This is a genomic window from Mammaliicoccus sp. J-M40, assembly GCF_022386395.1.
GTDB classification, from domain to species: Bacteria; Bacillota; Bacilli; order Staphylococcales; family Staphylococcaceae; genus Mammaliicoccus; species Mammaliicoccus lentus.
Genome location: NZ_JAJNIQ010000008.1, coordinates 76562 through 88973 on the forward strand (window position 1 = coordinate 76562; position 12412 = coordinate 88973).

Sequence of the window (12412 nt, forward strand, 5' to 3'; positions counted from 1 at the left end):
CTCAAAAATTAAGGAGTGGTTTATTATGCGTAAAGTAGGAAAGTTACTTTCAGCATCTGTCGTTGTATCAACACTTGTCGTAGGTTCTTCAGCAGCATTTATAACGACAAGTGGTCCAGAAGCTCAAGCAGCAGAGCAAGTTCAAAAATGGGGGCATGGTGAAGGAGCAGCAAGCGGTGCAAGTACACAAGGCGCTTCAGAAGAAATGGCACAAACACCTTGGTATAACTATTACGGTTATACAACATATGATCCTTCGTTTACACAAGATTATAATTTTGTACGTGCATTGAAATATGACAATGTTTCAATTGATAACTATAAAGTAGATCCAAAAGCTTATAAAAATCATGACCATAGTATAAAAGTTTATGATACAACTGTAGATTTTAACGATGATAATGAAGTTATTCAAATTAGCTTTAATACTAAACCAAATACGGTAACTAAAGAAACTTTCAAAAAAGCACATGCTTCTAATGATATGGGAGGAGAAGGTGATTCAGGTATCGGAGATGGTACAATGGTATATTATAATACTAATGATGGTTCATATAAGGCTTTCTTTGATGAAAATGATTACTTAACTAAAATAATCATTGGTCAATAGAATGAAATAACAACTATCGGAAGTCGTAATCTTAAAAATGTAGATGACAAAATAGTAAGCACATCACTCTACTGATGAAATTCAGTACACAAAGTGATGTGCTTATTTTATATTATGAATTTGGTTAATGATGATTATTTTAAACTACTATAGTTATGATTCTGTCATTTTAATAATAATTCTACCTACATCGCCATTTGCTAATTGATCAAAGCCTTTATTTATCTCATTAAGTGAAATGACATCACTGATTAATGGATCAACGTTAAGCCGATTACTTTGATACAAACTAACAAACCTAGGTATATCACGATCAGGAACACAACTTCCAACATATGAACCTTTAATCGTTCTTTCTTCAGCTGCTAGAGTTACTTGAGGAATTGATAATTCTGCTTTAGGATCAGGTAAACCTGTTGTAACTGTTGTTCCACCTCGTTTTGTTATTGCATATGCTACTTTCATTGCTGGCACTACACCTGCTGTTTCAAATACATATTCAGCCCCGCCTGTAATATATTGCTTAACTTCTTCTATTACATTTTCATCGCCTGAATTATATACTGCTGTTGCACCTAATTTTTTAGCTATTTCAAATTTATCTTCATTTATATCTAATGCAATTATTTCATTTGCACCGGCCAGTTTTGCACCAATAATAGCATTTAATCCTATTCCTCCAAGTCCTACTACAGCGACATTACTACCTGGTCTAATCTCCGCTGTATTTATAACGGCTCCTATACCAGTAATAACAGCACAACCAAACACAGCTGCACGTTCATAAGGAATATTTGGATCAATTTTTACTATAGAATTTTCTGATACAACAGCATATTCAGAAAATCCAGAAACGCCTAAATGGTGATGGATGACATCATTATCTTTAGATAAACGAAATCCACCTTCTAGCATTTCACCTTTTTCATTTGAAGCAGCACCATTTTCACATAATGCCGGTCGTCCTTCACGACAAGGTATACACTTTCCACAGCTTGGAATAAATGTACAAACAACATGGTCTCCAACTTCAAAATCGGTAACATTTTCACCTAGTTCTATAATCTCTCCTGCCGCTTCATGTCCTAACGCCATAGGCATTGGTCGCGGTCGACTTCCGTTAATCACTGATAAATCAGAATGACATAAACCTGCTGCATGAATTTTAATTAATACTTCATTTTTGTTAGGATTATCAAGGTTTAATGTTTCTATCTTTAAAGGTTCAGCTTTTTCATAAGGACCTTCTACACCCATTTCATATAATACTGCTGCTTTTGTCTTCATTTATATACACACCCTTTATTCATAATAACCATCAGTAGACTTTCTAAAAGTCTCAAATTGATTACCGTCATGACCAAACCAGATTTCTGCGTTTTTTTCTTTTGCGAGTCGCTTAATGTATTCAACTGAGTTTGCCCAACCAATAGAATCATAAATAATTCCAGGTGGCTGCAATTTAGGTTCCATACTTTCTCGTGTGTAAATAGCATCAGAAGCTAAGATTAACGTGCCTAGCTCTTCCGTTTCAATTTCAAGACCAATCATTCCCCAAGCATGGCCACTACCAAAATTCAGTACCTTCACTCCATCTACAAGGTTCAAGTGGTCTTGATCACGTGAAATTGTGTGCCAAGTTAAATCACTTTTAATCCAAGCATCAATATCACTCCAAATATATGCACCTTCTTGTTGGTTACGTGCATAGCACTTCATCGCACCACTGAATTCATCATCATGAACAATAACAGTTGCGTTTGAAAAATATTCTAAACAACCAGCGTGGTCTAGATGTAAATGTGAAGCAACTACTATATCTACATCTTTAGGGTCAACGCCTAACTGTTCTAGCCTATTAGGTAAATGACACGAGTCATCTGAAAAATACGGAAAAGCTTTCTGTGTCGCATTAATCCAACGACCCTCTTCACCCATTGAATTAGGATTACAAGCAGTATCAAATAAAATTTTAGCATCCGGATGGTCTATAAAAACTGTATAAATCGGAAATTCATGTAATTCATTTTCTTTATTAGGATTGTCGAGCGTGGCTTGGTTTGAATTAGCTATCATTAGATTTTTGTCCATTTGCATGCGTCCATTATCCAAAACATAGATTTTCATACGTTCTTTTTTTATATTTACCAATACAATCAACCCCTTTAATTATATGTTACTCCCCATTGTAAACCCTTTCACTTTTGGTGTAAAATTATACCTATCGAATTATATTGTTTCTATATTTTGTATAATTATTTGATTTTTGTTATTCATTCAACATGTTATAATGTTATTATTTTCACGAAGATTACATTTTTAATATAAAGGGGTATAAAAATGAAAAAATTAATAATATTAAGCGTATTATTATTGGTATTAAGTGCTTGTAATAATAAAGATTCAAATAATAGTGCAATAGATAAAATTGAGAAAAAATATGATGCAAATGTAGGTATGTATGCTCTTAATACTCAAAACGGTGAAGAATTATCATTTAATGAAGATAAACGCTTTGCTTACGCTTCTACATTAAAAGCTGTAAGTAGTGCCATGTTACTTGAAAAAGTACCTTCTAATAAATTAGATAAAAAAATTCACATAAGTAAGGACGATATTGTTACATATTCACCTGTGTTAGAAAAATATGTCGACAAAGAGATAACTTTAAAGAAACTTATAGAAGCTAACATGTTATATAGTGATAATACTGCTAATAATAAAGTTATTGACGAGCTAGGTGGTTATAAAGAAGTTAAAAAAAGATTAGTAGACTTAGGTGATACAATGACGTATCCATCAAGAAAAGAACCCGATTTGAATTTATATACACCAAAAGACAAACGAGATACAACCACTCCCTTAGCCTTTGGTAAAACATTGAATAAACTTATAATCGACGGCAATCTTAGTAAATCAAATAAAGATTTCTTAATGAACCTAATGTTAAAAAATAAAAGTGGAGATACGTTAATTAAGGATGGTGCTCCATCCGACTTTAAAGTTATGGATAAAAGCGGTCAGGCAGTTACGTATGGTTCAAGAAATGATGTTGCTTTTATTTATCCAAAAGGACAAGATAAACCTATAATATTAGTTATATTCACTAATAAAAATAATAAAGACGCTAAACCTAATGATAAAATAGTAAGTGAAGTAGCTGAAGAAGTTTTGAAAAATATTAGTGAATAATTAATAATAAAACAGATAGAGATCCAAGAATAGCTACTTGAATCCCTATCTGTTTTTACATTTCTATACCATTTTGATGTATCACTTGTTTATACCAATCAAATGACTTCTTCTTTCTACGTTCTAATGTCCCATTACCAGTATCGTCTTTATCTACATAAATCATACCGTATCGTTTACTCATTTCACCCGTTGAGGCTGATACTAAATCAATAATGCCCCAACTAATATAGCCTAGTAGTGGTACACCATCTTGAATTCCATCATACATTGATTGAATATGTTGTTGCATATAATCTATACGATAATCATCTTGAATACTACCATCTGCTTCTATTACATCTTTCGCACCTAATCCATTCTCTACAACAAAGAGTGGCTTCTCAAATCTTTCATATATTTGATTCATTGTAATTCTTAAACCAAGAGGATCGATGACCCAACCCCAATCACTCATTTTTAAGTAAGGATTTTTGGCAGATACAATAATATTACCTTCATTTTTTTCTACTCTTGATATATCTGCAATGGAAGTACGAGATGCATAATAACTAAATGCTACAAAATCTACAGTGTGTTTTAATATTTCTTTATCATTTTCATTGATTTCAATATTGATACCTTTAGATTTAAAGAATGAATCCATATAATAAGGGTATTTCCCTTTTGCTTGTACATCTACGAAGAATGTATTTTTTCTCTCATCATTCATAGACTTCCATACATCTTCTGGGTTGCAACTATAAGGATAGAAACTACCGCCAGCAATCATACATCCAATTTTCGCATTAGGTGTGATACGATGACAACTTTCAACAGCTCTAGCACTTGCTACTAACATGTAATGAGCTGCTTGATATAACATTTCTTCCTTATTTTCATTTACATCAAAGTACAAACCCCCACCTGAAAACGGGCTGTGTAACACTACGTTGATTTCATTAAATGGGATCCAGTAGTTAACATATTCTCCAAAGTATTCAAAACACGTTTCTGCAAATTTAATATATAAATTGATTGTTTCTCTATTCTTCCAACCATTGTATTGCTCAACAATACCCATTGGAATATCAAAATGCGCAAGTGTTACAAGCAATTCCATATTATGTTCTTTACATGTTTTAAATAAATCAGTGTAATAATCTATACCTGCTTGATTTGGTCTTGCTTCATCACCATTTGGATAAATTCTACTCCAAGAAATAGACGTTCTGAAGACTTTCAATCCCATTTCAGCAAGTAAAGCAATATCTTCTTTATAACGATGATAAAAATCAATACCTGTATGGCTTGGATAATATTCATCATCGCTCAGTCCTGGTTTTTTATACCCTAATTTTACTTCTTGACGATTAGTGCCATGAGGTATTAAATCTATATTACTTAATCCCCTGCCACCTATATTCCATGCGCCCTCAGTTTGGTTTGCAGCAATTGCACCACCCCAAAGAAAATTTTCTGGAAATGTTTTTATTGTCATTATTTAACCACTCCTAATATCGATGTATGTGCTTGAACGTCGTCTCTATCAAATGACGTAATCGAATCATAATCATCTGTATTTGTAATTACTACTATCGTTGTAGGATCATAACCCGCTTCTATAATTTGTTCTAAATCAAATGTCCCAATAACGTCACCAATATTCACATGATCCCCTTCTTCTATTACGGATATGAAAGGACCACCATCTAATTTCACTGTATCAATACCAACATGAATTAATACTTCAATTCCATCGTCACCTGTAATACCAATAGCATGTTTTGTCGGGAAAACAGAAGTAACTGTTCCTGTTACAGGTGCGTAAATTGTATTTCCTGTTGGTTCAATTGCGATACTTTTTCCAATAACTTCTCTACTAAATACATCATCTTCAACACTTTCAATCGGTTTAACTCTACCTTCAACTGGCGCTGCAACAGTAATATCATCTTTTGTACCCAAATCTAATAATTCATCCTCTGATTCTGGAATATCTTCAAATCCAAGTATTAACGTTAAAACGAATGAAATAACAATTGATAAAACCATAACTACAATAACCCAAAATATACTCATAGGATTATTTTGATCTATAAATTGAACACTCGTAAATAGGCCAGGTGCTGCCATAGAGTGACTCGCCAGTCCTGCAAGACCTGCAACCGCACCTGCAATAAAGCCTGTTATAACAGAGGCAATCATTGGACGTTTTAAACGAATAGCTACCCCATATAATGCAGGTTCAGTAATACCTGCAATAATCGCTGATGATGCTGCAGCCAATGATGTTTGACGCAATTCTCTATTTTTAGTTTTGAACGCTACTGCAAGTGAAACTCCACCAAGAGATAAGTTTGCACCAATCTCAGATGGCATAACCATACCCTCTTTACCTGTTTCAGCAATTGTTTGAACAATTGTTGGTGTGAACACACGGTGCATACCTGTCATAACTAATAATGGCCATAATGCACCAACAATTGCTACAGCTAAGAACCCTAATTTATCATGTACAAAGAATACAATTTGAGATAATCCTGTACCGATTAAAATACCACTTGGCCCAACAATAATAATCGCAATAGGCGCTGCAATTAATAAGATTAACATAGGTTTTAAGAAGTTTTTCATAACAATTGGCGTAATACGGTCTGCAAAATCTTCAATGTATTTCAATAACCAAGTCATTACAATTGCAGGAATAATCGTATACGTATATTTCACTGACATGACTGGAATAAATGCAAATGTTGCTTCTTTACCTTCAGATGCTTTCAACATAATATCCATAAATTCTGGGTGAACCATAACCCCAGCAACTGCCAGTGCCAAGAACACATTACTGTTAAACTTCCTAGCAGCGGATACTGCAACAAGCATTGGTAAGAAGAAGAATGGTGCATCTCCGATAGTATTTAAGATATTAAACGTTGAGCTTTCTTCTGATAATATACCAGTCATACTTAAAAGCATTGCTAATAATTTAATCATTGATCCACCGATGATGGCAGGGATTAATGGTGACATCGTGCCAATGATTGCATCTAAAATATTAATGCCTATCTGTTTGAATGTTAATTTTTCCTTTTCAACAGGCTCGTTACTTTTAGCACCACCACTCACACCTAATTTCATCAATTCAGTATATGTCTTCGAAACGTTATTACCAACGATTACTTGATATTGTCCACCTTGTTTACGTAAACCCATTACCCCATCAATATTTTTTATGCCCTCATCATTTGCCTTGCTTTCATCCTTTAACACAAATCTTAAACGCGTCATACAATGCGTTAAATTCTTTACGTTATCACTCCCACCTATATTTTTCAGTATTTCCTCGGCAATACTTTGATTATTAGCCATTTCCTTCACTCCCATCTTGTTTAGAACAATAAAAAAGACCTAAACCACAAATAGACAGACTTATCCTAAGATAAATTCATCTATTAATGGTTTAGGTCTCGCCTGCCGAACAGTCACAATCCTAAACAATTAATTGTTTATTTTGTTTTCTTAAATTTAATATATCACACGTTTATCAATTGTCAACGCTTTCATTTCTAGAAATCAATCTTTGAATATGAATTGTTAAATATAAAGCTTCGTCACGCGTCATCTCATATTGATATTTTTTCAGTAAAAACACTTCAATCTTTTTCACACACTTGAACGCAGTTTTATATTTTACCTTCACAATATCGTAAAGCTCAATTTCGCTTGTGTCGAGTGGATTATCTGAGAAAATACGTTGTGCAAGAAACTTTAAATGCGTCACAAATCTAAAATAAGTTAAGCTTTCTTCATCGAAATCTAATCTAAAATGATACTTCACTAAACTTAAAATATTCTGCACCATTTCAGTTACTTGATTATAATCAGCTAAGTTATTATGCTCAGCATTTAACAAATGAATAGCAACGAAAGCCGCTTCATCAATTGGTAATTTAACGCCTACAATTTCATCAATCCAATCCAAAGCACGCACGCCTATTTCATACTCAGTAGGATAGAATTTTTTAATTTCCCATAGCAGTCCATTTTTTATTGCCATCCCCTCTTGTTGACGTTCTATAGCAAAGTTAATATGATCAGTAAGTGCAACATAAATCGTATCACTTAAATCTTTATTATATTCAATCTTTGCAACCTCAATTATCTTCTCAACAGCTTGAACAACCTCAATGGGTACTTCAATTAATAACGTTTTGAAACGATCTGATATCTCTTGGCTACTTAAATCAAAAATTTTATCTATCTTTGACTCTTCTACAATGTCACCCTCTTGTTTTTGAAACCCAATCCCTTTTCCCATCACAACATGCTCTTGGTTGTTTTGAGTGACACTGATTACATTGTTATTTATGATTTTATCTATCTTCATATGGCACCCCTTATTCTAGTAAATACATTGTGCCATATTGTTAGAATGAATATCAATAATATAGTGGTCAATCGAATATTCAAAATTCCTTCCATGTATTCCACATAATATATTTTATAAATTTTTAGTTAATTAATTATATAAATACTATTCATTTGTAATGTTTTGTATTTTTTATTAATGTTAGGTCTATAACAACTAAGGAGGCAATTTAATGGTTAGCAAATCTGATATTACTTTTTTAGAAAGGTGTGTCGAGTTAGCGGAACAGGCGCTGAATAAGGGAGATGAACCTTTTGGATCTATTATAGTAAGTTCTGAAGGTAACATTTTATTTGAGGATCATAATCGTGTTAGTGGCGGTGATCATACAAGACATCCTGAATTTGAAATAGCGAGATGGGCTGCAAATCATTTATCTCCTGAAGAACGTAAGTCAGCAACTGTTTATACTTCTGGGGAACACTGCCCGATGTGTGCGGCTGCACATGGTTGGGTAGGTCTTGGTAGAATCGTTTATGCAAGTTCTTCAGAACAATTAGGTAAGTGGTTGAGTGAGATGGGGGTACCACAATCACCAGTAAAAAGTCTACCTATTCAACAAATTATAGAAAATGCTGATGTCGATGGCCCAGTTGATGAATTAGCAGAAAAAGTACATGCATTACATTTAAAGTTACACGAAAAAAATTAATATATTCTTAAATAATTCCCCTCAATATTCGAAAGATGTTGAGGGGATTTTTATATTCAAAAAATCTACGTGTGTGATTAATCCCCTTCATTTGTGATACACTTCCCCGTTATTAATTTCTTTGCTACCGTTAGCCATCCCTTCATTCAGTCTGTGACTGGTCAATATCCTTTTGTGTAAGTTGAAAATTTATGGTAATATCATCATGGATAAATAGACGAGATATTAATAGAAAAGAAGGTTTAAATATATTATGAAAGAAAATTTTTGGAGTGAATTACCACGTCCATTTTTTATTTTGGCACCTATGGAAGACGTTACAGATATCGTCTTTCGTCATGTTGTTAGTGAAGCAGCTAGACCTGATGTGTTTTTCACTGAATTTACGAATACTGATAGCTTTTGTCACCCTGAAGGTATAGATAGCGTTCGCGGACGCTTAACATTTAGTGAAGATGAACAGCCTATAGTCGCTCATATATGGGGAGACAAGCCGGAGCATTTCCGAGAAATGAGTATCGGTATGGCTGAGATGGGCTTTAAAGGTATTGATTTAAATATGGGTTGCCCCGTAGCCAATGTTGCAAAAAAAGGTAAAGGTTCTGGATTGATACTTCGACCTGAAACCGCGGCTGAAATTATTCAAGCATCTAAAGCAGGTGGTCTACCGGTAAGTGTAAAAACCCGCCTCGGATATTATGAAATAGATGAGTGGAAAGATTGGTTAAAACACGTCTTCGAACAAGACATTGCAAACTTATCTATCCATCTCCGTACTCGTAAAGAGATGAGTAATGTAGATGCACACTGGGAATTAATCGAAGCAGTCAAAAATCTGCGTGATGAAATCGCACCAAATACATTGCTAACTATTAACGGTGATATTCCAGACAGAAAAACAGGGCTTGAACTTGCAACAAAATATGGCATTGATGGTGTAATGATCGGTAGAGGCATTTTTCATAATCCCTTTGCTTTTGAAAAAGAACCACGCGAACACACGAGTAAAGAACTGTTGGACTTGTTAAGATTACATCTAACATTATTCGACAAATATTCTCAAAAAGAAAATCGACAATTCAAAAGTTTACGCAGATTCTTTAAAATCTATGTACGAGGGATTAGAGGTGCAAGTGAACTGCGACATCAATTGATGAGTACACAATCAACAGACGAAGTTCGTGCATTGCTCGATGAGTTTGAAGCGAAAATAGAGGAAGATATAGAATCTTAAAGCAGCTATGAGCAAGTATCAGGTTTTAACCCTACAATTATAAACTTTATCGCAGATATGTATATAGCCCCTGTTAACATTATTGTTAACAGGGGCTATATTATTAATTATAAATCTTTATATTTAGTATTTGAATCTTTGCTTTTGTTTATTGGGTACTTTTCAACATTTTTCACTAGTTTCTTACGGATAATTTCATTAATATCAAAGTCTAAATTATCTGCCAACATATAACTATAGATTAATACATCTGCTAATTCTTCTGCTAACCTCTCACGCTTAGTATCCACTACCTCTTCAGATGATTTCCACTGAAATAGCTCAAGTAATTCTGCTGCTTCTAAACTAATTGATAAAGATAAATCCTTTTCATTGTGAAATTGTCTCCAATTACGTTCATCTCTAAATTGATTGATTTCTTTTAGTACATCTTTTGTTTTATCCATTTTTATCACCTTTAGACGCTTTTTTAAGTGCTTCTCTTAATTGTTCATCTACTGCATAAATATATAAACCATTTACACCACGTGTAAGTAAAACATTTAATTCATTTTTCAATAGCATTTCCGAAAAATGATGCTTTGAACCATCTTCTAATGTTCTCCGACGTGTAGCCTTTTTATTAGCACTACTATCTTTATCAAAAACAATCCTACCATCTCTATATTTTACAGAAGGTCCAATTATTACTCCAGCATAGTTTAAGTCTAAACCTTGAATTGTGTAAGTTGAGCCTATCTCATTTATTGATTGATCTTGTTCAACCCAAGGCAAGTTCGACTGTTTTTTACTAACTTCCAATTGATAATTCCATGGCATTGAAAAATTGCCAATATCCACTCTCCAATAGTCCTTATTTTCAGGAGGTTTTTCTTTATATTGCCAATCAAAGGTGGCAAGCATTCTCGATATACCACTTTCTGTATTTTGAGACTTGTCTTTGATAGATTTTTTTAATTCCATTGGTGTATCAAAGATTTTAATTTCATAACCTTTTTTATCAAAAGGAATATTGTTTATTACTTGATCATCAACCAAATTTCTTATCCAATTAATTGTTGCTTCATCACTATTAATGCGCATTTGATTTTTTAATGTAATATGATTATTTTTATTTTTGGCGTAATCAAAATAATAATTTAACTTATCTACTTCCCATATTTGTTCAGTTGTAAGTACTTGTTTTAAGTCAAAAACAATAACTACAACTTTAGCTCTTTCCAATAAATCATTTAAATGATTTTTTCCTTGATAACTCTGTTTACCTTGAGTTAAAAGTAAATGTGCTTCATCTACAATTACAACATCTACTTTTTCATTTGATGAATGACTATTAATAAAGCTAGTTGGTTTACTAACAATTTTATTCTTCTTAGTAGAAATACCCAATTTAGTAACTATTTGATTATAAATTGATACATGCTCATTTTGATTTACTAATAAATGAATATCTAGATTATCATCTAAATCTAAATTGTACTTTCCAATTTCAGAAAGCAACGTACTCATTAAAACAGTTTTTCCTGATCCAGCTTCTCCCTCAACAATTATCAATTGTCCTTCTTCATCTAAAATTAGCGACTCTTTAATTTTATCTAATATCTCTTCCTTAGCATTAATTTGCTCTTGAGTTAATTTATGAAAAGGAGATGCTTTAAATATTGCTGAATCTTTAATGATGCTTTCAATTGGAAACAAAGATTTATTTTTATTATTTAATGTTTTCCAAATATCAGAAAAAATTTCATCTAGCTTTTCAGACGTATAGTATTCATTTTGTTGATTTGTTCTACTATTATGAACCCTAGAAATACTATCTACACTTAACAAATACTGCATTAGTCTATTTTCAATATCTAAGGTTAATGACTTATTAAATAATTCATGACCAATCACATACATTGATGAACTGTTTGATTCAGAAAAGCTTTCCCAAAATGGTTTCATTTTTGTATCCGCATTAAGATGTTGTCTAGTTCTATTTCTAATATCTGCTGTTTCTCCAACGTAAACTTCAAAGTTATTTTCACGTTTTTTGTCGTTTATTATGTATACAGTTGGATACCTTAATAAGTATTTTCCATCTGCCGAAGTTTTCCATTTTTGGATTGAATCATTAAGATTTTCCATTGAATATTTCATATTTTCTATCTTTAACAAGTTTCCCATCTGCATCACCTATTAAATTATTATCTATTAAATTCTATTTTATCAATTTTGTAATAATTTTATATGTTTTTTTAAAATTTAACTTAAGAAACCTCAATTTTTATAATTTAACCTTATTTATTATTAAGGTAATGAAATAAATAA

11 protein-coding genes are annotated in these 12412 nt (G+C 32.7%); 4 read left to right on the plus strand and 7 right to left on the minus strand.

Annotation, left to right across the window (positions count from 1 at the left end; genetic code table 11):
• Nucleotides 1–25: 25 nt before the first annotated feature.
• Nucleotides 26–610, plus strand: coding sequence for an immunodominant staphylococcal antigen IsaB family protein (gene isaB / locus LQ688_RS10035; RefSeq protein ID WP_064205279.1), 585 nt, complete (start codon nt 26–28; stop codon nt 608–610).
• Nucleotides 611–763: 153 nt separating this feature from the next.
• Here isaB and LQ688_RS10040 read toward each other — a convergent pair whose 3' ends face one another.
• Nucleotides 764–1897: a zinc-dependent alcohol dehydrogenase family protein gene (locus tag LQ688_RS10040; protein WP_064205280.1), complete on the minus strand. Its 1134-nt coding sequence runs from the start codon at nt 1895–1897 to the stop codon at nt 764–766.
• Nucleotides 1898–1912: 15 nt separating this feature from the next.
• Entirely contained in the window at nt 1913–2761 is an 849-nt protein-coding gene (ahlS, locus tag LQ688_RS10045) for an AhlS family quorum-quenching N-acyl homoserine lactonase (RefSeq protein ID WP_218688677.1), read from the minus strand.
• Nucleotides 2762–2950: 189 nt separating this feature from the next.
• On the opposite strand from ahlS, the gene bla reads away from it, so the two are divergent.
• Entirely contained in the window at nt 2951–3802 is an 852-nt protein-coding gene (gene bla / locus LQ688_RS10050) for a BlaZ-like penicillin-hydrolyzing class A beta-lactamase (protein WP_016999796.1), read from the plus strand.
• 55 nt (nt 3803–3857) lie between these two features.
• On the opposite strand, the gene ascB is transcribed toward bla, so the two are convergent.
• The 3 genes from ascB to licT form a co-directional block, all read right to left on the minus strand.
• Nucleotides 3858–5282, minus strand: a complete 1425-nt coding sequence (gene ascB / locus LQ688_RS10055; RefSeq protein ID WP_016999795.1) for a 6-phospho-beta-glucosidase — start codon at nt 5280–5282, stop codon at nt 3858–3860.
• A complete protein-coding gene (gene ascF / locus LQ688_RS10060; RefSeq protein ID WP_218688676.1) occupies nt 5282–7153 on the minus strand; it encodes a PTS cellobiose/arbutin/salicin transporter subunit IIBC in 1872 nt (623 codons plus the stop codon). The genes ascB and ascF overlap by 1 nt, the downstream gene beginning before the upstream one ends.
• Nucleotides 7154–7328: 175 nt before the next feature.
• The gene (licT, locus tag LQ688_RS10065; protein WP_218688675.1) at nt 7329–8171 is read right to left on the minus strand and encodes a BglG family transcription antiterminator LicT; all 843 of its coding nucleotides are present in this window, start codon (nt 8169–8171) and stop codon (nt 7329–7331) included.
• 214 nt (nt 8172–8385) lie between these two features.
• Here licT and LQ688_RS10070 point away from each other — a divergent pair, with 214 nt between their 5' ends.
• Entirely contained in the window at nt 8386–8865 is a 480-nt protein-coding gene (locus LQ688_RS10070; protein ID WP_070044772.1) for a nucleoside deaminase, read from the plus strand.
• A gap of 253 nt (nt 8866–9118) precedes the next feature.
• Nucleotides 9119–10099: a tRNA dihydrouridine synthase gene (locus tag LQ688_RS10075; protein ID WP_103269372.1), complete on the plus strand. Its 981-nt coding sequence runs from the start codon at nt 9119–9121 to the stop codon at nt 10097–10099.
• Nucleotides 10100–10206: 107 nt separating this feature from the next.
• On the opposite strand, the gene LQ688_RS10080 is transcribed toward LQ688_RS10075, so the two are convergent.
• Both LQ688_RS10080 and LQ688_RS10085 read right to left on the minus strand, forming a co-directional pair.
• The gene (locus tag LQ688_RS10080) at nt 10207–10545 is read right to left on the minus strand and encodes a nucleotide pyrophosphohydrolase (protein WP_103269373.1); all 339 of its coding nucleotides are present in this window, start codon (nt 10543–10545) and stop codon (nt 10207–10209) included.
• A complete protein-coding gene (locus LQ688_RS10085) occupies nt 10538–12268 on the minus strand; it encodes a DUF2075 domain-containing protein (RefSeq protein WP_239705379.1) in 1731 nt (576 codons plus the stop codon). Before LQ688_RS10085 ends, LQ688_RS10080 begins: the two co-directional genes overlap by 8 nt.
• Between the last annotated feature and the right edge of the window lie 144 nt (nt 12269–12412).